This window comes from Pseudomonas sp. RIT-PI-q, from assembly GCF_001297125.1.
Classification (GTDB): domain Bacteria; phylum Pseudomonadota; class Gammaproteobacteria; order Pseudomonadales; family Pseudomonadaceae; genus Aquipseudomonas.
In genome coordinates, this window is record NZ_LHPC01000028.1 from 595,739 (window position 1) to 621,490 (window position 25,752).

Below are 25,752 nucleotides of genomic sequence, written 5' to 3' on the forward strand. Positions count from 1 at the left end.
TTTGGTTTACACAGACTATCGCAATGACCGTCTACACAGTCTGTAATCCTCAATCGATACTAGGCTCCATCAACCGAGACATCTCGCCTCGGGACTTTGGAGATCGATATGACTACTCAGAACCTCAGCGGCAAAGTGGCTTTGATTCAAGGCGGGTCTCGCGGCATCGGCGCAGCCATTGTCAAACGCCTCGCCGCTGAAGGCGCGACGGTCGCCTTCACCTACGTCAGCTCCACGGCCAAAGCCGAAGCATTGCAAAACAGCATCACCGGTAACGGCGGCAAGGCCCTGGCGATCAAGGCTGATAGCGCCGACGCCGAGGCCATTCGCAGCGCCGTGAACACCACTGTCGAAACCTTTGGTCGCCTGGACATCCTGGTCAACAACGCCGGTGTACTGGCTGTTGCACCGCTGGAAGATTTCAAACTCGAAGACTTCGACCAGACCCTCGCGATCAACGTGCGCAGCGTGTTCATCGCCACCCAGGCCGCCGCCAAGCACATGACCGAAGGTGGCCGCATCATCAACATCGGCAGCACCAACGCCGACCGCATGCCCTTCGCTGGTGGCGGCCCGTACGCCATGAGCAAATCGGCACTGGTCGGTCTGACCAAAGGCCTGGCCCGTGACCTGGGTCCGCGCGGCATCACCATCAACAACGTGCAACCGGGCCCGGTCGATACCGACATGAACCCGGCCGACGGCGACTTCGCCGACAGCCTGATCCCGCTGATGGCCGTGGGTCGTTATGGCAAAGCGGATGAAATCGCCAGCTTCGTCGCCTACCTCGTCAGCCCGGAAGCCGGCTACATCACCGGTGCCAGCCTGACCATCGATGGTGGTGTCGGCGCCTGATACCGGTCACAACGCCAATCAAATGTGGGAGCGGGCCTGCTCGCGAAAGCGGAGTGTCAGCCGACATCAATGTCGACTGACACTCCCTCTTCGCGAGCAAGCCGCTCCCACATTTGTTCTGTATCAAGCCCAATCGAGTGCTGGTAATCCCCAGGCGCTCGGCTTGAACGCCTTCAGCGTACGAAGAATGCCATCGGCGTGGGCGTACTTTTCGTCAGCCATCGCCGCATCCGGGATCGCAATGGCCGTCATTCCCGCCGCTTTCGCCGCCGTGACACCAAACGGCGAATCCTCGAACACCAGACAATCCTGGGGCGCGACGCCCAGGCGCCGTGCCGCCGTGAGAAAGATATCCGGTGCCGGTTTGGCGGCGCCCACTTCCGGGTCGTCGGCTGTGACGACAAAATCGAACAGCGCGAACCAGTCGCGGTGCAAGGTGGTTTTCTGGCCGAACGATTGGCGCGAAGAACTGGTGCCCACCGCAATCGGAATGTTGTTGGCCTTCAAGTGCCGAACCAGTTCCTGTGCGCCAGGCATGGCCAGCGCTTTAGGAAAACGCTCGCGCATCAGCGGTTCGCGGATCACCAGGAACTCCTCGGCGGTAATCGGCAGGTCCAGCGCCTCGACCACATAACGCGCCAGGTCACCGGCGCCACGGCCAATGATGTGCTGTTTGATGCTCCAGTCGAACGTGCGGCCATAACGCCCGGCAATGATCGACGTGACCTCGGTGTAAATGCCCTCGGTGTCCAGCAGCAAACCGTCCATATCGAAAATAACGGCCTTGATCGGGCCGAATTCTTTCAGCGGTGCATTCATCGCATCTGATCCGTTTTTAATGACATCCCAGGCGGCTCAGGTACGGCCGGATCCGTGATCGATTAAAGGTTTCAGCAGCATAGCGAGCGCGGCGAGCATAGAGCAACCGACCAATGCCCGACGGTGTTAATGAATTAGCGATTCGCCCTACACCAAACACCTCTTTTCCCGACTTCTTTCCTCGTTGATCCCCCGCAAAGTCTCGCGACCCAAATCGATCCGTGCGAGAGGCTGCGAATGTTCGACCCCGATAAGCTCCTGGCCTTGAACAACAGCATCGGCCTGCTGGTGGTCGCCGCCATGAACCCCGAGCAGCCGGATATCGAAACAGTGATGGCTGATTTTCGGCTCTGCCTCAATGATTATGAGGCCTGGGCGGAAAATTTCTGGACCGGTTCGGTGCTTGATGTCGAGCAAGTATTCACGGTGGGTAACGACGTCCGACTCAGCGCGCCGAAGGATTCCACCACCCCGGTCAGTTCGACAGTCGCCATGTGCCCGGCCAACGGTCCATTGACCCTGGTGCATATGTTTGAGGCCGCGAGGTTCGTGCCGATCGGTAATACGCCGGTCATGCTCGAACGCATCATCTCGCAGCGCGATGGAGAATTGACGCTCGCTGAGCCCATCCACGAAACCATTGGCCCCAGCGGCATCCTCGAAATTCCCGAATGCTGGCGTGGCCATCGCTACCGCATCACTTTTTTCCCCAATGTTTCGGCCGAGCACGTCAAAGCGCTCTATGCCTCTTATCAAGGTGTGATCGGCGAGCTGGAAGGCTGGCTGCGTAACGAGTGGGCCACCGAGTTCCAGCCGCTTTGGACCGCATTTTCCAACGCTGGATTAACCCAACGCTACGGCATGCTGCAACGGGCTGACTGGCGTGGCTTCGAGAATTCGCTGAACGGTGTATGGGATGACGTGAAGCAGCTCTACGCCCTGATAGCGGATCTGCAGGCCAACAGCGAAAAGCTCCTTGAATACCTGACCCAGAGCGAACTCGAAACACTGCTGAACGCCTCGGCTGAAGCCATCGCCACTGTGTTGTTGGTGTTGAGCGACGAGCCGTTGATGTTCATTTACCTCGCGGCCTTCACCAGTTGGCTGAGGATGTTGCCGCCGCAACACGTTGCCGAAGTCGTAGCGGAAATCCGCACAGGCATATTGATCAGCTTTCTGCTGGTGTGCCTTACAGGTCCCGCAGGCTTGAAACTCGGCTTGAGCGCCGAAGTTCTGGGCAAGATCAAGTCTGCGCGAGCCCGGGAATGGCTGGCGGGTGCAGGCCTGCGCCTGTCCGGGCTGATGGCCGGGTCTGACCTCAATGCGCACGCGGGTGTGCTCAAACCGTTGATGGTCAGCGCCCGAAATGCGCCGCTCAAACCTGCGCCTACGGTTCCTTTGCGGATAACTACCACCGATTCACCGGTGGTGCTGGTGAACAATCCGCTCGCCATTGCTCGCGACAAGTCCCGGGCCATGACCAGGGTTGCCAGACAGGAGCATCGCGATGACGCCCCTGCTCAGGCGAAAAACCCCAACGGCGACAGTGCCGATTGCTCAGTGCTGACCTGCACCAGCGGTTGTCCGGTATCGATGGTCACGGGCGAAGAGTTGCTCACGCTGACCGACGGTTCGCTGGACGGCAATTTACCGTTCGATTTCACCCGACTCTATCGCACCAGCGCCGCCGAATTCGATTGCGGACTCGGCTTTGGTTGGAGTCACAGCCTCGCGCATCGTCTGGACATCGATAACGACAGCGTCATCTGGAGCGACCACGAAAACCGTCGCACCACTTTTCCGCTGCCAAACATCGAACGCCCGGCGATCCACAACAGCCTGTCACGGGCGGCGATTTATCTGGGGGGCGGGCCGGAAGAGCTGATCCTCGCACTGGCTGGTGAGAAAGCGCGATTTCTCCACTTTCGTACAGGACGCCTGACGGCGATCAGCGATGCCTATGGCAATCGACTGACGGTGCAGCGTGACACTTCTGACAGGATCAAACGCCTCGACAACGGCGCCGGGCGCTCCCTGCTATTGCGTTATGAACGTCGGCATCTGATCGCCGTCGATTATCAGAGCTTTCATCCAGCCGACACTCAGGAAGACACCTGGCGTACCGAACAGACACTGGTTACCTACCGCTATGACGCCTGTCATCGCTTGATCGAAGCGACAAATGCCGCCGGCGAAAGCGAACGCTACGACTACGACGACCAGCAAGTCCTTCTCCAGCGGCAACTGGCCGGTGGGGCGAGCTTCTTCTGGGAGTGGGAAAGGTCTGGCAAGGCTGCGCGATGCGTCCGGCATTGGGCGTCATTTTCGCAGATGGACACGCGCTACGTTTGGGATGACCACGGTAGCGTCATCGTCCGGAACGCCGATGGTAGCGAAGAGGTTTACGCCCATGACGATCGGGCACGGCTGGTGCGCAAGGTCGGGCCGGAGGGTGGCGAGCAGCTAAAGTCCTACGACGATGAAGGTCAGTTGATTGCCGAGCAGGATCCGCTCGGGGCGATTACCCGATATTGCTATGACGAGATGGGTCGGCTGGTCGCGCAGATTCCACCTGAAGATGAGCCCACTACCTACCAATATCGCAATGGTTTCCTACATGCGCGGTATCGCGGCAAAGCGGTGTGGAAGTATCAGCGCAATGCCCAGGGGGACATCACAGAAGCGACCGACCCCGAGGGCCATGTCACCCACTGTTACTACGACGAAAAAGGTCGGCTGCTGTCGATCCGCTCCCCGGACACCAGTCGGCATGTGTTCGTCTGGAATGCCTTGGGACAGCTACTCGAAGAGACCTTGCCGGACGGTGGTCAACGGCGTTTTTCCTACGATGCATTGGGCCGGCAGATTACTCGTCAGGATGAACACGGTGCCGTCACCCGTTATCAGTGGGACGCTGTCGGCCGACTGATCCAGACGACGCTCCCTACAGGTGCCAGTCGCGCGTTCAGCTACAACGCCTACGGCAAGATCACCGCCGAACGCGATGAACTGGGCCGCATTACCCGTTTTGAGTATGCCGAAGACCTGCACCTGGTCAGTCGCCGGATCAATCCCGATGGCACACAACTGCGTTATCGCTACGACAACGCCCGGCTTTTGCTGACGGAAGTCGAGAACGAATCCGGCGAAAAGTACCAACTGGACTACACGCCCAACGGATTGATCCGACAGGAAACCGGTTTTGACGGTCGACGCACCGCCTATGCCTATGACCTCAACGGTCAGTTGCTGGAGAAAACCGAGTTCGGTGATGACGGTTCACAGCGGGTTACGGGATATCAGCGCAACTCGGCGGGCCGGCTGCTGGTCAAGACGCTGCCCGACGGCGTCAAGATCGAATATCGCTACGACAGCCTTGGCCGACTGGTCAGTGTCGATGATGGTCACGATCATCCGCTGGAGTTCGAGTACGACTCTCAGGATCGCCTGATCACCGAGCACCAAGGCTGGGGCACTCTGCGGTATGCCTATGACGCCTGCGGCCGACTCAACCACCTGCGACTGCCGGACAACAGCAAACTCGATTACCACCACGCCAAGGGCGGCGCGCTGTCAGCCATTGACCTCAATGGCGCCCGACTGACGTCACATACATTCCTTGCCGGCCGCGAACAAAACCGTCAACAAGGTCTATTGTTCAGCGACTATCAGTACGACGATCAGGGCCGTCTGAACGCTCACACCGTCAGACAACACCGACAACCGCTGCATCGACGTGACTATGCCTACAGCGCCAATGGCAACCTCGACGCCATTGCCGACACGCGACACGGCCAGCGCAGCTACCAATACGATCCACTCGACCGCCTGATCCGCGTTCGCCACTCCCGCGATCACCAACCGGAAAGCTTTGCCCACGATCCGGCGGGCAACCTGCTGATGCAAGACCGCCCCGGCGCGGCGAAGGTTTTGGGTAATCGGTTGTTGATGCAGGGTGATCGCCATTACGATTACGACGCCTTCGGCAACCTGATCCGCGAACGCCGCGGCACCGCGCAAAAACTGATCACCGAGTACCGCTACGACTGCCAGCATCGACTGATCGGCGTCACCCTGCCCAATGGCAGCCAGGCGACTTACCGCTACGACGCCTTCGGCCGCCGCATCAGCAAATCCGTCGACGGCAACACCACCGAATTTTTCTGGCAGGGCGACAAACTAGTCGCCGAAAGTAGCCGCGAGCATTACCGCAGCTACGTCTACGAACCGGGCAGCTTCCGACCGCTGGCCATGCTCGACGGCAAAGGCCCGCGCCAGGCGTGCCCGTTCTATTACCAACTCGACCACCTCGGCACACCGCTGGAGCTCACCGACTACAGCGGCGACATCATCTGGGCCGCCCAATACCCCGCCTATGGCCGCCCCCCCCGCCTCAACCGCGACACCCACCAGGTTCTCGACCAGCCGTTGAGGTTTCAAGGGCAATACTTCGATGCGGAAACCGGCCTGCATTACAACCGGCATCGCTACTACAATCCGGAGACTGGACGGTATCTGACCCAGGACCCGATCAAACTGGCGGGAGGGTTGAATGGGTATCGGTATGGGCTGAATCCGACGGGTTGGGTTGATCCGTTGGGGTTGAATGAGTGTCCGGGGGGTGATGGGTGTAAGAGGCCTTCGTTTGGGGATGAAGAGCCGGCGGGGAAGGCTAGGGTTGATGAGGGGGAACCCCTCACCCCATCCACGAAACCAAAGAACAAGTACTTGTACCGCGGAGATTCCCGGGAAGACTGGGAGATTTTCGAAACGGGATTTGAGCCCTTGGGAGAGAGCATGGATCTCTACTTACATGCGATGGACAACAGAAGTCCTCCCAGCTTTTTTGTCAGTGCTTCGACCTCGATGAAGGAGGCCATAAAGTTCGCGACGGGCTACGGCTTTGATGATGGCTTCGTCTATGTAATAAAAAACATTCGCGGAATAGATGTGAATAAAAGGCTCGGCGTGCTTTCTCCTCATAGGAACGAGGTTGAAATCGCTTTACCGGGAGGAGTAGATAGCCGCGACATACTTGGCGTGACCCCTGTCAACGCCGATGGTAGCTATGTGGGCTACTCCACCCCTAACCCATACCGGAAGTAGTTATGAAAACTATAGCGATAGCTACAAACACCCACGGAGTCACCGAAACGGTTTCAATTGAATGCGACCGAAAAAATCTGACATTAGTTTTTACGGCTAAAAACGGCCTGAGAAAAACATACGCAGCTGATGACCTTTACGAGTGCCTTGGGCTGTTACGGGCTGATTTCCCTGAAACAAAATTTTTATGCAAAGGCGCCAAACTCAATGTGCATCCCTCACGTATGGCATCGCAAATGTCCGGTGGCGTTGTGGCGTATGAACTTCGCATGGGAAAACCAACCGAAACTGAAGACATAGTTAACATCTTCGACGTTGAAGAGACAGACATCACAAATGACATCCAACAACAAAGGGATTTTTACAGGCGCTGGATCGATTCTCTAATGGAATAAAAGGGGCGAGTCTTTTGGAACTCTACGACGGAATGACTAGCGTCCTGCAAGGGACGCTAGAGTCGTGACATTCGTCAAATGTCTTTCAGCTCAACTCGGCTCACCCGAGCCATCCTCACCCGCAATGTCCGGGTCATCTGGCAGCGCCTCAACATCCCCACGCTTCACATCATCCGAAGGCACTTGCTCCACCTCAGTGTCATCGTCCGGCGGACGTTGATCGCGGCTCAACGAATCCGTGGGTGACGGCAGCGGATACTCGGGGGTTTCATCGATGTCTGCGTTTTTCGGAACAGAGTTCATAGGGCACCTCTCGAAGAGCCTGAAAAGCAGGCCCTGATATTTCGAGAGCGGTGCAATGCGCGCGTTCGATCAGAGAGACGATCGGTCACCAGGCTGATCAATCCTCTTCTTCGTCCTCCTCCTCTTCTTCATATTCGAGGTTCCCCACATCACCCGCGTCATCGGAATCGTTCAGCGGCACCGTCGCATCATCCATCAGCGAACCCGGGTCTTCGTTGCCGGGGTCGTTAATGAACGGAAGCCCGCTCGGGCCTTTTTCTTCCTTGCCTTCGGTTTCAGGAGTCATGGCTTGCCTCATAACGTTCAGGGTGTATGAAGTTCGAGGTAACCTGCGGCCAAACGTTCCGACGTCCAGTCCACAGATACGAAAAACCCGGCACGAGGCCGGGTTTTTGCGGTGATTCGAGGTCGATTTAGTGATGTTTGTTTCTGTGCTTGTTCCGATGTTTATTTTTGTTGCCGTTACCCGAATGAGAACTGCCACTGTCGGTGCCCAGGTTATTACCGACCGCACCACCCGCCGCACCACCCAGGCCTGCGCCGATGGTAGAGCCGGTCGAGCCACCGAGACTGTTACCAATCACCGAGCCGCCAGCTGAGCCCAAACCACCGCCGATGGCGGCTTCCGTACGGCTGCCTTTTTTGGCACCCACTGCACTGCCCGCCGCGCCGCCGACGCCGGCGCCGATTGCTGCACCCGTGCTGCCGCCCATTTGCTGGCCGACCACGTTACCCAGCGCACCGCCAATACCACCGCCAACTGCAGCTGTGCCGTCACCGGCAGCCATTGCACCTTGAGCGACCAAAAGTCCCAGAACCACTGTGGACAATGTCAAACGCATGATTTGAACCTCTAATTTCGCATCGGGGGTGAAGAGAACGCGCTGCGGATGGGCGTGAGTCTAGCACCTGCGCCCGCTGAATCCCGTCAGCGATAAGGGTTGGACCGCGATGGCGTGCGAAGCGCTCGATATGACACATTCAGACACGAAAAACCCGGCATCAAGCCGGGCTTTTCATTGGATCGATTTCGATCAGTGACGCTTGTGACCTTTGGCCAGGTTGCTACCCACGCCGCCGCCCAATGCGCCGCCCAAACCTGCGCCGATGGTGGAGCCAGTCTTGCCACCCAGGCTGTTGCCGATCACCGAACCACCGGCCGCGCCAACGCCGCCGCCAATGGCTGCTTTAGTACGGCTGCCTTTGCGTGCGGCAACGGCACTGCCCGCTGCACCTGCAACGCCTGCACCAATCGCTGCACCGGTGCTGCCGCCCATGCTTTGGCCAACCACGTTGCCCAGCGCGCCACCCAGACCACCGCCGATCGCGGCAGTGCCGTCACCAGCAGCCATCGCACCTTGAGCAACCAGAAGCCCAAGAACCAAAGCAGGCAGTGTTAAACGCATGACGAAAACCTCAAAAATAGGGGGAAACCGAAAGCCGGGGATTGAAAGCTTTAGCGCAGGGAACGTCCACACAAAAACGTCCTCTCCTCGCAAATAGCGACGATTGGACAGCATTTATGGAAAAGGTTTTATGGCAGGCAAAAAAAAGCCCGCTGGGGAACGGGCTAGGAGTTGCTTTCTAACGGATGAGTTGAGCCTACGTAAGACGTTGTGAAAACTTTGTGAAAGACGCCGCCCGAAACGTTCGCTGTCACACATCCTCCAGACATAAAAAAACCCCGTTCGATGACGGGGTCTGTCCGGTGGTTTCATCACTTCCTGGCAGGCGCCGTTACCTTGGGCAAGAATTTCGCCTTCGGTCCTCCGCTTACCTTGGATTTCATCTTGCCAACCTCGGCCTGGTCTTCACCGAAGCCAGCCACGTACTCCGTCTGGCCACACTGCACGCAATTGTTGATCGGAAACTCTGCCCCGTCGTCTTCGATATACGGATCAGTCATAAATTCGCCCCTCTCAAAAACGGGATCGACACCGGCAAGCCCTATTTGCCTGAAAAATATCGACCACCAAGGATTTTGAGACTAGCCGGTCATTACTGGACTTGTAGTTCAGATTGCTGAACGCCCGACGAATGGCCTCTCGTCAGGCTCACCGCAGTTTGACCGCCGTCCCGGTCACGAACACCACCACCATCCCACCCTTCCCGGCCGGCATACTGATCTCGAAATCGAGCCCCACCACCGCATCCGCCTGAAGCGCCCGCGCCCGTTCCTTGATTTCGTCAGTGGCCTGGATACGCGCTTCCTTCAACGCCCGCTCCAACGTCTGCGAGCGCCCACCGAAAAAATCGCGCATCCCGGCGAACATATCGCGGACAACGTTGACCCCCTGCACCGACTCGGCGCTGACGATGTCCAGGTACGCAGTGATTTGCCGGCCTTCGATGGTGTGGGTTGTGGTGGTGATCATGAGATTTCCTTGTTCATAGAGGCGCGTTTCCCCCCAAAGGTTTGACGAAAATAAAAAAGCCCAGCATCGGCTGGGCTTCGAAATTCAGGTATCGCTAATCTTTAGCCATTTTTCTCGGACGCCTTTTTCACCTTCTTGATCGCCTCAGCCTTCTCAATAACATCCCGTTGAGAAGCAATAGCTTTGTTGATCACAGCATTGTAGACATCCCGTTTGGTCTCTGCGGATGCCTTGGTGAAAAAGTCAGCCAAGGGACTGGAAGCCCCGTCTTTAGCTGCGTTCATGAATATGTACTCCGGTTAACAGCTCGATAAGCTCAAATTGATCATAGGTGTCGGGAATGAGAGCGTCAATCTGCTCCACGCTGACGCCACCTTCGAAGAACGAAGCCGTGCCATCCGTATTCTTGATGATCAAATCCACGAAAAACCGCTCGCCGTAACATCTGCGAAGCTCAACTACATTTCTCCTTGCAGCAAGATACTGAGCCACAAATGCATCCAAAGGGATGTTACGTCCTTCCGTAATCTCACGCGCCTGAACGAACTGCCAAGCAAGTCTCGGCTCCTGATAAACATAAATAACCTGAGCGATTCGTTGACTCGCCAATACCCTACTGATGTTTCTCTTCGCGACGTCGATATTGGCCAACGTCCCGTCGAGCAGGAACGAGATCCGCTTTTCGAATACCCGATCTAAAACCCTTTCCAGAATCTTCGTTACGGCGCGTTGATAAAGATAAGAATTTCCACCCGAGTAACCCGGAATCAAACACCTATAGTCGTCAGGATCAATTCGTAGAACTTTCTTTGCCGGGACACCCGGAATGCCCTGTTCAAGAACCTCCACCATCGCTTTCGATATCTCGGTTTTCCCTGCCCCGGGGGACCCCGCCATGAAAACGGTCAATGGTGAGGTCCGCAGGAAACATGCCGGTGTCAGCGATTGTCCTCGCTAATCTGGCTCGGTTTGCTCTCGCGAACTCAAAGGCCTCCTCTTCAATTGCTTTTTCTTCGGGAGTCATATCAATGCTCATCAAGGCAATTTCGACAAATACCGAGCCAGCGCATCAAATGCCGGCAACGTAACAGGATCATTGGCCGAATTACTCGCGACCGGATGCGAGGCATAACGAACGATCACCATCTCAGCCTTCGGGTCGACATAGATGCGCTGGCCATGAACGCCGCGCGCCATGAACGCGCCGCCCTCCTTGTCCGTCACCCACCACATCGACCGATAACTCCAGCCTTTGAGCAAGTCATAACCGGCCTTGGCGAACGCCTGTTTATCGCCTCCACGACGGATGTCGTCCACCACCGCTTTTGGCACGATCTGTTGACCCTCGAACTGGCCGTCATTGCGCAGCATTTCGCCAAATCGTGCGAGGTCGCGCAGGCTGGTGTTCAAACCGCCGCCGGCAAACGGAGTACCGATCGAGTCCACCGTGAAATAGGCGTCCTGCTCGACGCCGAGGCGACTCCAGATACGTTCCGACAACAATTGCGCGACGTTGCGGCCGGTCACTCGAGCGATGACCCAGCCCAATACATCGGTGTTGACGGTTTTGTAGCCGAACGCGCTGCCGTGTTGACCTTGCAACTGCACGGTCTGCAAAAACTCGTAGTAGCTTCGCGGCCCGGTGTAGTCCTTGGGCTTGGGCAAAGGGCTGCCGGCTTTTGCATGCGCCCAGACCTCGGCGTTCGGGTCGGCGTAGTCTTCGCTGTATTTAAGCCCCGTCGTCATGTCCAGGACCTGGCGCACCGTGGCGCTGCCAAAGGCGGAACCCGCGAGTTCGGGGACGTAGTCGGCAACGTGCTTGTTTGCATCGATACGCCCTTCAGCCACCAACATTGCGCCCAGCGTGCCAACCACGGATTTGGTGACCGACATCGCCGCGTGCTGACCGTCGGGTTTCAGCACGCCGAAGTAACGTTCGTAGACAACTTTCCCACGGTGCATCACCAGGATGCCGTCGGTGTAGGTCGCTGCGAGGGATTGATCCCATGTCATCGACGCCTTTGCGCCGAGCGGGACGAAACTGATGGCGTCGATGTCTTCGCGCAATGCCGATGCCAAGGAAACAGGAGCGCCAAGCCCCCGTGAAACATTGATTGTTGGCATGAGCTGACGGAAGTTCGAGACGCTCCAGCGCATCGCCGGAAACTGAAAATAGCTGCCATCGTCAAAACGCACTGTGCGATCGGCGGGAGGCGGAGAGCCGACCATCCAGCCCAGTTTTGCAGGATCGCTGGCTGCGGCGTCGGGATAGGTTGCAGGGGTGGAGGCGATGGCAAGGGAGGACATGAAGCCGATCAAAACGGCTGTCATGGATTTGGCCAAACGCAGGGAAGCGGCGCAGGGAGGGCACATGGTGTCGAATCCGTTCGAGGGGTTTGGCAGTCTAACAGGTGGGCGGAAGTAGCCTGAAGTTAGGCGGATATCCACTAGCCAGTCAGTATTCCGGAAAATCGTCCAGATAACACACTGGCGAACTGGAGCTTGAGAAGCGATCAAGCTCCTCCTCCAACCATTGAGCGAGAACAACGGCATTGTTTGCCTGCGGATCTTTGGCCCCATAGACCAGGGTAAGCATGCCCCTTGCGGCAAACTGCAAAAGCTCCCACCAATTCTGTGGGCGAGCAGCCAGTTCAAGACGATAGGCAACGGTGAACTGTGCGAAATCCAGCTCCCCGGTTTTGAAAGTCTTATGCAGTTGAGTAGAAGGTGCGACGTCTGGTAACCATGCGTTTAACTGCAACTGATCTTTCTGACAATTTCGTGGCCAAAGGCGATCTACGAGGATGCGGCGTCCGTCTTCGAGAGTTGCGGGGGTATAGGCATGTTTGCACTGGATCATGACTACCTGATAAATACCAAGCTCTCATCGAGAGTGTTATTAAACAGAGAGGACTATAGAAGCTTGATCAACACCGCAGTAATGGTCGCCACCGTGCCGATCAGGCCAGTCGCAACGGCTACCGGATACCAAAACGTTTCACGGGTCATCTTGCCTGCCTCGGCGTTCAGCTTGCGCTGCTCAGCGATCAGCTTGACGATCCACATGAACCTTTTCCAGCTCGGCCTGCTTCATGGTGAGTTCCTGCATGTGCCCTTGCATTCATTCTGTACCCTGAAGGCGCATAGCGAATACCCCCTCCGATGTGGCTCATGTCAGATATCAAAACCTATGGAAGCCCCAAACTACCTGGCTTTCCAGCGATGTTTCCCACTCGCCAGTCACTTTTCCCACAGCAATTTCGGAAGCGCCTCCGCTGACAGGAGGGGCCAATACCCTCGTAACCCAAGAAATTCAAACGCCAGAAACCACAAAACCCCTGACTTCTCTCGAAATCAGGGGTTTTGCTTACATCGAATTTGGCGGTGAAGGAGAGATTCGAACTCTCGATACAATTTCTTGTATACACACTTTCCAGGCGTGCTCCTTAAGCCACTCGGACACTTCACCGTATCTCGTCAAACATGTTCTGTCTGTCGAGGCGCGCTAATGTAGTCGAAAGCTTTTCCGATGGCAAATATTTTTTTCAGAATTTTCATGCGCTTAGCGATTTTGTCGTTCCGACGCGTTTGAGGCCATGGCAAACCTGCCAATCTTCGGCTTCGCGTCCTCTCCTATATAGAGGGAAATGCACGGCGGGTGCGGCGGGCTCCGCTTGCCGGGCGGGGAAAGCGTGACTGGCGGGTCAGTCATGGCGCTTTACCTGACCTGCGGTGGTGGGTAACGTCTGCCTCAACTTTCATACAAGGAATTGCGTCATGAGTGAGTTGATTTCCTACCATCTCGAAGACGGTATCGCGACCCTGACCTTGAGCAATGGCAAGGTCAATGCCATCTCGCCGGATGTGATTGCTGCTTTTAACGCTGCGCTGGATCAGGCGGTCACTGATCGTGCGGTGGTGATCATTACCGGTACGCCGGGGATTCTGTCCGGCGGTTATGATTTGAAGGTGATGACCGCCGGTCCTAAAGAAGCCGTGGCGTTGGTCACGGCCGGTTCGACCCTGGCGCGTCGACTGTTGTCGCACCCCTTCCCGGTGATCGTCGCGTGCCCGGGGCATGCGGTGGCCAAGGGTGCGTTCCTGCTGTTGTCGGTGGATTACCGCATCGGTGTCGACGGCCCGTTCAGCATTGGCCTGAACGAAGTGCAGATCGGCATGACCATGCACCACGCCGGTATCGAGCTGGCTCGGGATCGTCTGAGCAAGTCGGCGCTTCACCGCTCGGTGATCAACGGTGAGATGTTCAATCCGCAGAGCGCCGTGAATGCGGGCTTCCTTGACGTCGTGGTATCGGCCGAGGAACTGCAAGGCGCGGCGCTGGCAGCGGCGCGTCAGTTGAAGAAGATCAACATGACCGCGCACAAGAACACCAAGCTCAAAGTGCGCAAGGCGCTGCTGGAGACCCTCGATAACGCGATCATCCTGGATCAGGAGCATATGGGTTAAACCCGCACGCGCTGCATCGAAAAGCCCGACCGTCGTGTCGGGCTTTTTCATACGCGTATTGTTTAAAAGCCTACAACCGCTCTAGAAAGCGTCTGACCCATAAGTCGGAAACATGCGCTCAAACATCGGCTATCTCCTACCTCTATAGCGGCAATTGCCGAAAACAGTGCACATCCGTACACTGCGCCACCTTTTGTCCCGGTGGGGCCTGTAAATGCTGTTCGTGTTTCGTATGTTGTTGATGGGCCTGCACTTTATTCTGGCCGGTGTGCTTGGGGTACTTCTGGGCCTGTGCCGTCCGTTCACCCCGGACAACAGCCGTTTGTGCGCCCGCCTGTATGCGTGGCCGGCGATGTGCATTCTGCGTTTGCGGGTGAAGGCTGAAGTCGGACCGTTGATGGATAAACCCGACAGTTGCGTGATCATCGCCAACCACCAATCCAACTATGACCTGTTTGTGTTCGGCAACGTGGTGCCCCGCCGCACCGTGTGCATTGGCAAGAAGAGCCTGAAATGGGTGCCGCTGTTCGGGCAGTTGTTCTGGCTGGCGGGCAATGTGTTGATCGATCGCGGCAATGCGCAGAAGGCGCGCCAGTCGATGTTGACCACGACCCACACGCTGCAAAACGAAGACACTTCGATCTGGGTTTTCCCGGAAGGCACGCGCAACCTGGGCGAAGAGTTGCTGCCGTTCAAAAAAGGCGCGTTCCAGATGGCCATCGCCGCTGGGGTGCCGATTGTTCCGGTGTGCGTCAGCAGTTACGTCAAACACATGCGATTGAACCGCTGGCGCAGTGGGAAGATTTTGATTCGCTCGTTGCCGGCGATTCCTACGGCTGGATTGAGCCTGGATGACATGCCGCTGTTGATCGCCCAGTGCCGCGAGCAGATGCGCGAGTGCATCGCCTCGATGGATCGGCAGCTGCAAGCTACCTGATAAACAAACCCGCCCGGCCTGATGCAATCAGTTGCAGGAGCGAGTTTTCTCCGGGCGGCGTTCCGACGATGGATCTGAAGGCTACGCGTTTATCCAGCGAACACGCGTTATCGTTAACGTCCATCGCGAGCGAGCTCGCTCCTACAAAGGTCAGCGTTCGCTTAACGCCTTTTACCTACGAACTCTGCAGATTTCACTGACTCTCAAGTAGCAGACAAGGCTAAGCTGAACGCTGCCTGCCACTGCCATTTGCTAATAAGAAGTGAACCACCATCATGGGTAGAGTTGTTGCTGCTGCGGTTTACAGCGCCGGTAAGAAAGTCACCAATATCACCCTCGACGAAGGTGCTGCCTGGGCAGCAAAACCCGGCCACTTTGTCTGGATCGGCCTCGAAGAGCCGAACGCCCAGGAACTGTTCAATCTGCAACGCCAGTTCAACCTGCACGAACTGGCCATCGAAGATGCCCTGGAAAAACACAGTCGACCGAAGCTGGAAACCTTCGGAGATGCGCTGTTTATCGTGACGTACTCGCCGATCCGGCATGAAGGCAAACTGGAGTTCATCGAGACGCATATCTTTGCCGGCAACGGTTACATCATTACCGCGCGCAACGGTCACTCGGCGTCCTACGCCCACGTCCGACAGCGTTGTGAGGCGCGGCCGCTGCTGCTGGAGCACGGGGAGGATTTCGTTCTCTATGCCATCCTCGACTTCGTGATCGAAAACTACCAACCGGTGGGCGAAGCGATTCATGCCGAAATCGATGAGCTTGAGCGCAACGTGATGTGTAGCTCGCTGAATGAGCGCGACATTCAGAATCTCCACAGCCTGCGCCGCGACGTGTTGCGTTTACGCCGTTATGCGGCGCCGATGGTGGAAATCGGCGAGGAACTGCAAAAGCTCAGCTTTCCGTTCATCGACAAGAACATGCGTCCGTACTTCCGCGATGTGCAGATCCACGTGACGCGGCAGATGGAAGACCTGACGACCCTGGCCGATATTGCCAGCCAGACGATTGAGGTCGGGGTGTTGCTGGAAGCGTCACGGCAGAGTGTGGTGCAACGCAAGTTTGCAGCGTGGGCGGCGATTCTGGCGTTCCCGACGGCGGTGGCCGGAATTTACGGGATGAACTTCCAGAACATGCCGGAGTTGAGTTGGCATTACGGGTATTTCGGGGTCTTGGGGTTTATTGCGGTGGGGTGTGTGGGGTTGTGGGCGAGTTTCAAGAGGTCGGGTTGGCTGTAGCCGAGACCGGGTCGTTTGTGAGATTCGCGGGCAAGCCTCGCTCCTACAGGGTTTCGGTGTACCTGTAGGAGCGAGGCTTGCCTGCGAAGCTTTTGGGGTTAAACCGTTTCAGGCTTGTGCGCCACAAACCGCATCATCCATTCGGCAACGGTAGTGCCGTGGTGCTGATGCTCCAGGCTCGCCACGCCTTTCTGATAAATCTGCTCACCCAGCACTTGCTGACGAATGTCCAGCAACGCTCGCGAATAATCGTGAATAAACTCCGGATGCCCCTGGAAGCACAGCACCTGGTCGTTGATGTGGTACGCGGCAAACGGGCAGAAATCGCTGGAGGCGATAACGGTGGCGTTTTCCGGTAGCGCGGTGACCTGATCCTGGTGGCTGATCAACAAGGTCAGCTCTTCGCGCACCGGGCTCATCCACGGCGCCTTGGCGGCGAGTTTGTAGTTGTGGGTGCCGACGCCCCAGCCCTGGGTCGCCCGTTCGCTCTTGCCGCCCAGCAACAGCGCCAACAACTGATGGCCGAAGCACACGCCCAGCAATTTGTCGCCGCGCTCGTAGCGGGTCAGCAGGTAAGCCCTGAGGGTTTCGATCCACGGGTCGGTGCCGAAGGAATCGGCTTTGCTGCCGGTGACCAGGTAGGCGTCGAAGACCAGATCATCGCTCGGGTACTCGCCCTGCATGACGTTGTACACGGTGAACTCGGCAGCGATGGGTTGCTGCGAAAACAGACGCTGGAACATCTGCCCGTACCCCTGATATTCATCGACCAGTTCCGGACGCAGGATGTCGGTTTCCAGAATGCAGATGCGTAACGACATAAAAAATACCTGACACGTGATGGGAATAATGCACACCCCAGAGCCTGCCTTGAAACACGGTGGCAAGGCAAGCCCCGGCATGCGTCATCCGTCCCTTAAAACACCTCCCCTTTGGCGGCTTTTTCCAGCAGCAGCGCCGGTGGCGCGAATCGCTCGCCATACTGCTCGGCCAGATACTGGGCGCGGGCGACAAAGTCGTTCACGCCGTACTGGTTGATGAATTGCAGCGCGCCGCCGGTCCAGGCCGCAAAGCCAATACCAAAGATCGAGCCGACGTTGGCGTCCGCCGTCGAGGTCAGCACGCCCTCCTCCACACAGCGCACGGTTTCAATGGCTTGCACGAACAGAAGGCGATCACGCACGTCCTTCGGCGAAATCTGCCCATCGGCTGTTTCGAAACGGCTTTTCAGCTGTGGCCACAGGTGCTTCTGACCACCAGCCGGGTAATCGTAAAAACCACCACCAGCGGCCTTGCCCGGACGCTTGTATTCGTTGAGCAGCAAGTCAATCACGGCGAACGCCGGGTGCTCAATCAGCGGTTTCCCTTCCGCTTGCAGGTCTTTGGCGGTTTGCTGGCGGATATGGCTCATGAGGCTGAGGGAAACTTCGTCGGAAATTGCCAGAGGCCCGATCGGCATCCCGGCTTTGCGCGCTTCGGTCTCGATCATCGGCGCGCTCACGCCTTCACCGAGCATGGCGATGCCTTCGTTGGTGAAGGTGCCAAATACCCGCGAGGTGAAGAAGCCACGGCTGTCGTTGACCACAATCGGGGTTTTCTTGATTTGCAGGACGAAATCGAACCCGCGAGCCAGGGTTTCGTCGCTGGTATTAGTGCCTTTGATGATTTCCACCAGCGGCATTTTCTCCACGGGACTGAAGAAATGCAGGCCGATGAATTTGCTCTGATCCGGCACAGCGGTGGCCAGGCCGCTGATGGGCAAGGTTGAGGTATTGGAAGCAATCACCGCGTCCGGGCCGACGATTTTTTGTGCCGCAGAGGAGACTTTGGCTTTCAGCTCGCGGTCTTCGAATACCGCTTCGATGATCAAGTCGCAACCGGCCAGGTCGGCATCGTTTTCGGTGGTACGGATCCGCGCCAAAATCGCTTCGCGCTGTTCTGCGATCATCTGGCCGCGAGCGACTTTCTTGTCCAAAAGCGCCGCCGAGTGGGCCTTGCCCTTCTCTGCTGCGGCAAGGCTGATGTCCTTGAGCACCACCTCAATGCCAGCCGATGCGCTGACAAAAGCGATGCCCGCGCCCATCATCCCGGCCCCAAGCACTCCCACGCGACGCGTCACGTAAGGCGCAAAACCCTGAGGCCGTGAGCCCCCGGCATTGATCTCGTTGAGTTGGAACCAGAACGTGCCGATCAGGTTTTTCGACACCTGGCCGGTGGTCAATTCAGTGAAGTAACGGGTTTCGATCAAGTGCGCCGTGTCGAAATCCACCTGAGCACCTTCCACCGCAGCGCAGAGGATTTTCTCCGGCGCCGGCAGGCAGCCCTGGGTTTTGGCGCGCAGGATCGACGGCGCGATGGCCAGCATCTGCGCGACTTTCGGGTTCGATGGCGTGCCACCGGGAATCTGATAACCCTTTACATCCCAACGCTGGGTAACCGAAGGATTGGCGAGGATCCAGGCGCGCGCCTTGCTCCTCAGTTCATCGCGATCCGCCGCCAGTTCATCGATCAAACCCGCCTGCAGTGCCTGTTGCGGACGGACTTTTTTGCCTTCGAGCAGGTAGGGCAAGGCTTTTTCGATGCCCAACATCCGCACCATACGCACCACCCCGCCCCCACCCGGCAGCAGGCCGAGGGTAACCTCAGGCAAGCCGAGTTGCACCGACGGATTGTCCAGCGCCACACGGTGATGGCAGGCCAGGCAGATTTCCCAACCACCGCCCAACGCCGCACCATTGATCGCCGCGACCACCGGTTTGCCGAGGGTTTCCAGGGTGCGCAACTGGCCCTTGAGGGTCAGCACCATGTCGTAAAAGGCCTTGGCGTCGGGCTTGCCGACCTTGATCAATTCATTGAGGTCGCCGCCGGCGAAGAAGGTCTTCTTGGCAGAGGTGATGATCACGCCGGCAATGGCGTCCTTGTCGGCCACCAGTCGGGCGACGCAGGTGGCCATGGCCTCGCGGTAGACCGCGTTCATCGTATTGGCGCTCTGGCCCGGCATATCGATGGTCAGGACGACGATCTGGTCCTGGCCTTTTTCGTAACGAATGGCTTCGGTCATGAAGGTATTTCCTTGTAGTCGGGGCTCAGAGGCGTTCGATGATGGTGGCAATGCCCATGCCGCCGCCGACACACAGGGTCGCGAGGCCGTAGCGCAGGCGCCGGGTTTCCAGTTCATCGAGCAGCGTGCCGAGAATGGCGCAGCCGGTAGCGCCCAGCGGGTGGCCCATGGCGATGGAGCCGCCGTTGACGTTGACCTTGTCCGGGTCGATGGCCATGTCCTTGATGAATTTCAGCACCACCGAGGCACAGGCTTCGTTGACCTCGAACAGGTCGATGTCTTCCACCCGCAGCCCGGCCTTGGCCAGTGCCTTGCGGGTGGCCGGCGCGGGGCCGGTGAGCATGATGGTCGGATCGGTGCTGGTCACCGCCGTGGCGACGATGCGCGCCCGTGGCTGCAAGCCCAGCGCCCGACCCTTGGCTTCGGAACCGATCAGCATCAGCGCCGCGCCATCGACGATCCCGGAACTATTACCCGGTGTGTGAACGTGGTTGATCCGTTCCACATGGCTATAGACCCGCAGCGCGGTGGCGTCGAAGCCCATCTGGCCGATCATCTCGAAGCTCGGCTTGAGCTTGCCCAGGCCCTCCAGGGTCGACTCGGCGCGGATGAACTCATCGTGATCGAGCAGGATGATGCCGTTCTGGTCCTGCACCGGCACCAGCGACTTGTTGAACGAACCGTCCGCCCGCGCCCGCGCAGCTTTTTGCTGGGAATGCAGCGCGTAGGCATCGACGTCCTGACGGCTGAAGCCTTCAATTGTGGCAATCAAGTCGGCGCCTACGCCTTGGGGGGTGAAATGGCTGTGCAGATTGGTTTCCGGGTCCAGCGCCCAAGGGCCGCCGTCGCTGCCCATGGGTACGCGGGACATGGATTCAACGCCGCCGACCACCACCAGGTCTTCGAAACCGGAACGCACTTTCATTGCGCCAAGGTTCACCGCTTCCAGCCCGGAGGCGCAGAAACGGTTGATCTGCACGCCCGAGACGCTGACGTCCCAATCGGCGACTTGTACCGCGGTTTTGGCGATATCCGAGCCTTGATCGCCGATCGGCGTCACGCAGCCGAGCACCACATCATCGACCTGGCTGGTATCCAGAGACGTGCGCTGCTGCAGCGCCGTGAGCAGCCCGGCCACCAGGTTCACCGGTTTGACGCTGTGCAAGGCGCCATCGGCCTTGCCTTTGCCACGGGGCGTGCGTAACGCGTCGAAAATCAAAGCTTGGGTCATGACATCCTCGGTATTGTTGTTGTCATCAAAAGATCGCAGCCTTCGGCACCTCCTACATACACATGTGATCCCTGTAGGAGCTGCCGTAGGCTGCGATCTTTTGATCTTTTAAGGAGCCTCCACCTTATTCCGCACCGCTGCCAATTCAATGACCGCAGCGCTCACCGGCGTTGACGGACACGCTCAGACGGACGGTAGTCGCCTATCGGATTTACCAATTCAAGAGACGAAGCTGTCTAGCAAAAGGGCGCCCAAGAAGCTGGCAATAGGCCTCATGCCTTTTTTAGAGCTTTTAATGGCAAGCCCATACGAAATGGATCTAAACCACGAGTGACGCGGGCTCTAAGGTGAACAGTACGAAGTTGTCGTCGGGTTTTGCCGAGGCGCTCGTACAACAGGAAGTGCACCGCTCTGCCGTCATGGAGAAATGCAGGCAGGCATCAGGAAATAACAAAAAAAGGCAGACAGCCATGTTCAAGCATTCGAAAGTACGTCAAGCCGGGCTCATTCTATTCGCCACCACGCTGTTGTTGATTTTGCCGAACCTGACCAAGGTGATCGGCTGACTGACGCGCCAGCCAAGCCGGTACTCATAAAGAGTTGTTCGCCTCATTAAAAATGTGACTGGCTCGCTACCCGGGCCAGCGTGGGTGTGCCAACCTTTGTGGCACTTCCACGACATGGACGGCGATCTCTTGAAAACGCTCATTCTTTTCGGGGCCTTGCTCCTCAGCACGCCCCTTTTAGCTGCACAGCTGAACCTGGAGCTGGGCGCGGGCAGTCGCACCTGGCAGACCGAGGAATTGCTCAAGCATCCTCAGGTCCAGACCGTCACGATTACCAACGACGTTTCCTACAAACGGGACATGAGCTATCGCGCCGTGCCGTTGGCTGCGTTGTTGACCGGCATCAAACCCGAAGATCACCTGCAAGCGGTGGCGCTGGACGGTTTTGCCGCTGAAATGGCGGCGGCGCCGTTGCTCAATACCAAGGGTTCGCGGGCCTGGCTGGCCATTGAAGACCCGGCCAAGCCATGGCCGCCACTGTCCGAAGGCAAGCCGAGTGCCGGGCCGTTTTATCTGGTCTGGACCGATCCGCAGGCGGGCAACATCAGCCCTGAGCAATGGCCGTTTCAAGTGGCCGCCATTAAGCGTTTGACACCGGTCGCCGAGCGCTTCCCTGCCCTGCTGCCGGATCCTGCGTTGAAGGCGGACGATCCGGTCAACAAGGGTTTCGCTCTGTTTCAGAAAAACTGTCTGGCGTGTCATCGATTGAATGGCGCGGGGGATGCGCAGTTCGGACCGGACTTGAATATTCCGTTTAACCCGACCGAATATTTCGGCGCGGATTTCCTCAAGCGCTACATTCGTGATCCGCAGAGTTTGCGGCAGTGGCCGCAGGCGAAGATGCCGGGGTTTACGGCGCAGGTGTTGCCGGATGGGGATCTTGAGATGTTGGTGGGGTATTTGAAGCATATGGTTGGGCGCAAAGTTAAGCCCTAGGCTTGTGTTGCCTGGGCTGGCCTCTTCGCGAGCAAGCCCGCCCCCACAATGGTCCGGCGCAAAACACAAATATGTGCTCACCGATGATCCCTGTGGGAGCGGGCTTGCCCGCGATTGCGATATTTCAGACACAAATACGGTGACTGGAAAACCGCTATCGCGGGCAAGCCCGCTCCCACAGGTTCTGCGGTGTCCTGACTTATTGCTGCTGGACGGAGATGACCGGCACTGGCGTCGGCGAGACAAACACCTTCGCATGCATCTGCTCGCACCCGCCGCCCCGGCGCATGCCGCGAACCGGGCAGGCGTCCAGGTAATCCAGGCCCACCGCCAGTTTCAAATGCCGTTCGGGCCGTGCCAGTTCATTGGTCACGTCAAAGCTGTACCACGCGTCATCCAGCCAGGCTTCGGCCCAGGCGTGGCTGGCCAGGTGTTCGCTGTTTTCACTGTACAAATAACCCGACACATAACGCGCTGGAATTCCCAGGCTGCGGGCGCAGGCGAGGAACGCATGGGTGTGGTCCTGGCAGACGCCCGAACGCCCGGCGAAGGCCTGGGCGGCGCTGGTGTCGACTTCGGTGGAGCCCGGCGTGTAGGTCATGTGCTGGTTGAGGCCATGCATCAAATCGATCAACGCCGTGCGATCCCGGCGTTGTTTGCATTCCTTGTTGGCGAAGGCGCGCAAAGCCTCGTCGGCCTCGGTCAAACGGGTGAAACGCAAGAACGGCAGCGACGACTGGCTCTCGTGCTCGGCTTCGCGCAATTCGTCGATGTCGACCTGGCCACGGGCACCGATGATGATCGCCTCGTGCGGCTCGTCCATGGTCAGCACGTGCAGGATGTTGCCGAACGGATCGAGTTGCGCGCGCACCGGGCGCGGCAGGTCGAGCTGCCAGCTCAGCACATGCTGGCGCTCGCTGTCGTGAGGGGTCAGTCGCAGGTACTGGATGCTCGCCCGCACCTGATCTTCATAGTGATAGGTGGTCTCGTGGCTAATGGAAAGTCTCATGCAGCCTCCAGGTAGGAACTGTGTATGGCGTTACCCAACTGGCGCACCAGCGGGATGAACTCGGTCAGCCAGGCGTGCAGGCCTTCGTCGAGAATTTCGGTGATGCCGGTGTAGCGCAGGCGCGCGTCCATTTCCGCGGCCAGGCGTTGCGCGGGACGGCCGTTGGCTCCCGGCAGCTGGGCGAGGATCTGATCGATTTCTTCGGTGCAGGCCCGCAGCGAGCGCGGAACGTCAGCGCGCAGCAACAGCAGTTCGGCCACATGCCGGGCGCCGGGCGCATCGCGATAAATCTCGGTGTAGGCCTCGAACGATGACAACGCCCGCAGCAAAGCACTCCACTGGTAGTAAGCGTGGGCCGTGCCGTCGCTGACCGCTTCGGCCTGATCGCCAGCCATTTCGTAGCGGGCATCGAGCAGGCGCAAGGTGTTGTCGGCCCTTTCGATAAACGTCCCCAGGCGAATGAAGCGAAACGCATCGTTGCGCATGATCGTGCCGTAGGACGCGCCGCGAAACAGGTGGGAACGTTCCTTGATCCACTCGCAGAAACGGCTCATGCCGTAGCGACTCAAGCCCTGGTTGGCGATCCCGCGAATTTCCAGCCAGGTGGCGTTGATGTTTTCCCACATGTCGGCGGTAATTCGCCCACGCACCGCATGGGCGCTGGCCCGTGCGGCGCCGAGGCAGCTGTAAATACTCGCCGGGTTGGCCGCGTCCAGGGCGAAGAAATGCAGCAGCCGTTCGGCGTGCAGCTCGCCGTGGCGCTCCAGGTAATCGTCCAGGGTGCCGGTAATCAGCAACGGCATGGCGAGTTCGTGCAAGCCATCACCACGGCCGTCCTGCGGCATCAGCGACAGCGAATAACTGATGTCGAGCATCCGTGCGAGGTTTTCCGCCCGCTCCAGGTAACGCGACATCCAATACAAATCCGAGGCAGTTCTACTTAACATGGCAGGCTTCCTTCAATCCTCGACCACCCAGGTGTCCTTGGTTCCGCCACCCTGGGAGGAATTCACCACCAGGGAGCCTTCGCGCAGGGCGACACGGGTCAAACCGCCGGGCACAACCCGGGTTTCGCGGCCAGACAATACAAACGGACGCAGGTCGATGTGGCGTGGCGCGATGCCGTTTTCGACAAAGGTCGGACAGGTCGACAAAGACAACGTTGGTTGCGCGATGTACGCATGGGGCTTGGCTTTGATCCGTGCGCGAAAGGCTTCGATTTCCGCCGCCGTCGCCGCCGGCCCCACCAGCATTCCGTAACCGCCCGAGCCCTGGGTTTCCTTGACCACGAGGTCTGGAAGGTTGGCCAGCACGTGGGAAAGTTCGGAGGGATTACGACACTGGAACGTCGGAACGTTCTTCAGGATCGGCTCTTCATCCAGGTAGAAACGGATCATGTCGGTGACGAACGGATACACCGACTTGTCGTCCGCAACCCCGGTGCCGATGGCATTTGCCAGTACGACATTGCCGGAGCGGTACGACGACAGCAGTCCTGGAACGCCAAGCATCGAGTCTGGATTGAACGCCAGCGGGTCGAGAAACGCATCGTCGAGGCGTCGGTAGATCACGTCGACGGCTTTTGGCCCGTCCGTGGTGCGCATGAAGACTTTGTCGTCACGCACGAACAAATCCGCGCCTTCCACCAGTTCAACGCCCATTTCCCGAGCCAGGAAAGCATGCTCGAAGAATGCGCTGTTGAAGCGCCCTGGCGTCAACACCACCACGCTCGGGTTATCGATCGGGCTGGAGCTTTTCAGGGTGTCGAGCAGCAGGTTCGGATAGTGGTCGATAGGTGCGATGCGTTGCGCCGCGAACAGCTCGGGGAACAGGCGCATCATCATCTTGCGGTCTTCGAGCATGTAGCTCACACCGCTCGGTGTACGAAGATTGTCTTCGAGCACGTAGTACGTGCCGTCGCCATCGCGCACCAGGTCGACACCGGAGATGTGGGAATAGATATCGCGGTGCAGATCCAGCCCTTGCATCGCCAACTGGTATTGCTCGTTGGCCAGCACCTGCTCGGCCGGGATGATGCCGGCCTTGATGATGCGTTGCTCGTGATAGAGGTCGGCGAGGAACATGTTCAACGCCTTGACCCGCTGAATGCAGCCACGTTCGACGATCCGCCATTCGCTGGCGGGGATGCTGCGGGGAATGGTGTCGAAGGGAATCAGGCGCTCTGTCCCTTGCTCATCACCGTAGAGCGTGAACGTTATCCCGGCGCGATGAAATAACAGATCGGCCTCGCGTCGCCGTTGTGCCAAAAGCTCGTCAGGCGTTTCGGCCAGCCAACGGGCAAACTCCCGATAATGCGGGCGGACCTGGCCGCCGGCATCGTACATCTCATCAAAATAGGTGCGGATCATGCCGTACTCCTTGTCACCCGGACATGCAGGCCTTCGCAAGGCCCGTGCCATCGGCATAAACGCTTTGATATCAATC

24 protein-coding genes, 1 tRNA gene and 1 pseudogene are annotated in these 25,752 nt (G+C 58.2%); 7 read left to right on the forward strand and 19 right to left on the reverse strand.

Going from position 1 to position 25,752, the window contains the following annotated elements; all coding sequences use genetic code 11:
• Positions 1 to 108: 108 nt before the first annotated feature.
• Positions 109 to 855 carry a 3-oxoacyl-ACP reductase family protein gene (locus AEQ67_RS15245; protein ID WP_059404646.1) on the forward strand — a complete coding sequence of 249 codons (747 nt, stop codon included), beginning with the start codon at positions 109 to 111 and terminating at the stop codon, positions 853 to 855.
• Between the two features lie 123 nt (positions 856 to 978).
• Here the strand turns inward: AEQ67_RS15245 and AEQ67_RS15250 are convergent, their stop codons facing one another.
• Complete coding sequence (locus AEQ67_RS15250) at positions 979 to 1,674, reverse strand: HAD-IA family hydrolase (protein ID WP_059404647.1); 696 nt, start codon at positions 1,672 to 1,674, stop codon at positions 979 to 981.
• Between the two features lie 237 nt (positions 1,675 to 1,911).
• Between AEQ67_RS15250 and AEQ67_RS15255 the strand changes: the two genes are divergently transcribed.
• On the forward strand, positions 1,912 to 6,780 hold the full coding sequence (locus AEQ67_RS15255; RefSeq protein ID WP_059404648.1) for an RHS repeat-associated core domain-containing protein: 4,869 nt from the start codon (positions 1,912 to 1,914) through the stop codon (positions 6,778 to 6,780).
• Positions 6,781 to 6,782: 2 nt separating this feature from the next.
• On the forward strand, positions 6,783 to 7,175 hold the full coding sequence (locus AEQ67_RS15260) for a hypothetical protein (RefSeq protein WP_059404649.1): 393 nt from the start codon (positions 6,783 to 6,785) through the stop codon (positions 7,173 to 7,175).
• Positions 7,176 to 7,265: 90 nt separating this feature from the next.
• Here the strand turns inward: AEQ67_RS15260 and AEQ67_RS15265 are convergent, their stop codons facing one another.
• The 12 genes and pseudogenes from AEQ67_RS15265 to AEQ67_RS15320 form a co-directional block, all read right to left on the reverse strand.
• Positions 7,266 to 7,478, reverse strand: coding sequence for a hypothetical protein (locus AEQ67_RS15265; protein WP_059404650.1), 213 nt, complete (start codon positions 7,476 to 7,478; stop codon positions 7,266 to 7,268).
• Between the two features lie 97 nt (positions 7,479 to 7,575).
• Positions 7,576 to 7,764: a hypothetical protein gene (locus AEQ67_RS15270; RefSeq protein WP_059404651.1), complete on the reverse strand. Its 189-nt coding sequence runs from the start codon at positions 7,762 to 7,764 to the stop codon at positions 7,576 to 7,578.
• 127 nt (positions 7,765 to 7,891) lie between these two features.
• Entirely contained in the window at positions 7,892 to 8,320 is a 429-nt protein-coding gene (locus tag AEQ67_RS15275) for a glycine zipper domain-containing protein (protein WP_059404652.1), read from the reverse strand.
• Positions 8,321 to 8,512: 192 nt separating this feature from the next.
• Positions 8,513 to 8,884, reverse strand: coding sequence for a hypothetical protein (locus tag AEQ67_RS15280; protein WP_059404653.1), 372 nt, complete (start codon positions 8,882 to 8,884; stop codon positions 8,513 to 8,515).
• Positions 8,885 to 9,195: 311 nt separating this feature from the next.
• Entirely contained in the window at positions 9,196 to 9,384 is a 189-nt protein-coding gene (locus tag AEQ67_RS15285; RefSeq protein WP_059404654.1) for a hypothetical protein, read from the reverse strand.
• Between the two features lie 148 nt (positions 9,385 to 9,532).
• On the reverse strand, positions 9,533 to 9,853 hold the full coding sequence (locus AEQ67_RS15290) for a YbjQ family protein (protein WP_059404655.1): 321 nt from the start codon (positions 9,851 to 9,853) through the stop codon (positions 9,533 to 9,535).
• A 101-nt stretch (positions 9,854 to 9,954) separates the two neighbouring features.
• Complete coding sequence (locus AEQ67_RS15295; protein WP_059404656.1) at positions 9,955 to 10,137, reverse strand: hypothetical protein; 183 nt, start codon at positions 10,135 to 10,137, stop codon at positions 9,955 to 9,957.
• On the reverse strand, positions 10,124 to 10,762 hold the full coding sequence (locus tag AEQ67_RS15300) for a zeta toxin family protein (RefSeq protein ID WP_236710338.1): 639 nt from the start codon (positions 10,760 to 10,762) through the stop codon (positions 10,124 to 10,126). The genes AEQ67_RS15295 and AEQ67_RS15300 overlap by 14 nt, the downstream gene beginning before the upstream one ends.
• A gap of 126 nt (positions 10,763 to 10,888) precedes the next feature.
• Positions 10,889 to 12,184, reverse strand: a complete 1,296-nt coding sequence (locus tag AEQ67_RS15305; RefSeq protein WP_236710343.1) for a serine hydrolase domain-containing protein — start codon at positions 12,182 to 12,184, stop codon at positions 10,889 to 10,891.
• A 124-nt stretch (positions 12,185 to 12,308) separates the two neighbouring features.
• A complete protein-coding gene (locus AEQ67_RS15310; protein WP_059404658.1) occupies positions 12,309 to 12,713 on the reverse strand; it encodes a DUF488 domain-containing protein in 405 nt (134 codons plus the stop codon).
• A 53-nt stretch (positions 12,714 to 12,766) separates the two neighbouring features.
• Positions 12,767 to 12,947: pseudogene (locus AEQ67_RS15315) on the reverse strand (hypothetical protein).
• Positions 12,948 to 13,232: 285 nt separating this feature from the next.
• A tRNA-Ser gene (locus tag AEQ67_RS15320) sits at positions 13,233 to 13,322 on the reverse strand.
• 308 nt (positions 13,323 to 13,630) lie between these two features.
• Here AEQ67_RS15320 and AEQ67_RS15325 point away from each other — a divergent pair.
• From AEQ67_RS15325 to AEQ67_RS15335, 3 genes are all read left to right on the forward strand, one after another.
• Entirely contained in the window at positions 13,631 to 14,320 is a 690-nt protein-coding gene (locus AEQ67_RS15325; protein ID WP_059404659.1) for a crotonase/enoyl-CoA hydratase family protein, read from the forward strand.
• A 214-nt stretch (positions 14,321 to 14,534) separates the two neighbouring features.
• Positions 14,535 to 15,257 carry a lysophospholipid acyltransferase family protein gene (locus tag AEQ67_RS15330; protein ID WP_059404660.1) on the forward strand — a complete coding sequence of 241 codons (723 nt, stop codon included), beginning with the start codon at positions 14,535 to 14,537 and terminating at the stop codon, positions 15,255 to 15,257.
• A 275-nt stretch (positions 15,258 to 15,532) separates the two neighbouring features.
• Entirely contained in the window at positions 15,533 to 16,504 is a 972-nt protein-coding gene (locus tag AEQ67_RS15335) for a magnesium and cobalt transport protein CorA (RefSeq protein ID WP_059404661.1), read from the forward strand.
• Between the two features lie 98 nt (positions 16,505 to 16,602).
• Here the strand turns inward: AEQ67_RS15335 and AEQ67_RS15340 are convergent, their stop codons facing one another.
• The 3 genes from AEQ67_RS15340 to AEQ67_RS15350 form a co-directional block, all read right to left on the reverse strand.
• Positions 16,603 to 17,325 carry an amidotransferase gene (locus tag AEQ67_RS15340; protein WP_059404662.1) on the reverse strand — a complete coding sequence of 241 codons (723 nt, stop codon included), beginning with the start codon at positions 17,323 to 17,325 and terminating at the stop codon, positions 16,603 to 16,605.
• Positions 17,326 to 17,420: 95 nt separating this feature from the next.
• Entirely contained in the window at positions 17,421 to 19,565 is a 2,145-nt protein-coding gene (locus tag AEQ67_RS15345; RefSeq protein WP_059404663.1) for a 3-hydroxyacyl-CoA dehydrogenase NAD-binding domain-containing protein, read from the reverse strand.
• Between the two features lie 25 nt (positions 19,566 to 19,590).
• Entirely contained in the window at positions 19,591 to 20,796 is a 1,206-nt protein-coding gene (locus AEQ67_RS15350) for an acetyl-CoA C-acetyltransferase (RefSeq protein WP_059404664.1), read from the reverse strand.
• Between the two features lie 680 nt (positions 20,797 to 21,476).
• Between AEQ67_RS15350 and AEQ67_RS15360 the strand changes: the two genes are divergently transcribed.
• Complete coding sequence (locus AEQ67_RS15360) at positions 21,477 to 22,298, forward strand: c-type cytochrome (RefSeq protein WP_059404666.1); 822 nt, start codon at positions 21,477 to 21,479, stop codon at positions 22,296 to 22,298.
• Positions 22,299 to 22,497: 199 nt separating this feature from the next.
• Here the strand turns inward: AEQ67_RS15360 and AEQ67_RS15365 are convergent, their stop codons facing one another.
• From AEQ67_RS15365 to AEQ67_RS15375, 3 genes are read right to left on the reverse strand one after another with little or no spacing between them, the layout of a single operon-like run.
• On the reverse strand, positions 22,498 to 23,307 hold the full coding sequence (locus tag AEQ67_RS15365) for a transglutaminase family protein (RefSeq protein ID WP_059404667.1): 810 nt from the start codon (positions 23,305 to 23,307) through the stop codon (positions 22,498 to 22,500).
• The gene (locus AEQ67_RS15370) at positions 23,304 to 24,254 is read right to left on the reverse strand and encodes an alpha-E domain-containing protein (protein ID WP_059404668.1); all 951 of its coding nucleotides are present in this window, start codon (positions 24,252 to 24,254) and stop codon (positions 23,304 to 23,306) included. Before AEQ67_RS15370 ends, AEQ67_RS15365 begins: the two co-directional genes overlap by 4 nt.
• A 12-nt stretch (positions 24,255 to 24,266) precedes the next feature.
• Positions 24,267 to 25,676 (reverse strand): circularly permuted type 2 ATP-grasp protein, encoded by a 1,410-nt coding sequence (locus AEQ67_RS15375; RefSeq protein WP_059404669.1) that lies wholly within the window; start codon positions 25,674 to 25,676, stop codon positions 24,267 to 24,269.
• Positions 25,677 to 25,752: the final 76 nt, after the last annotated feature.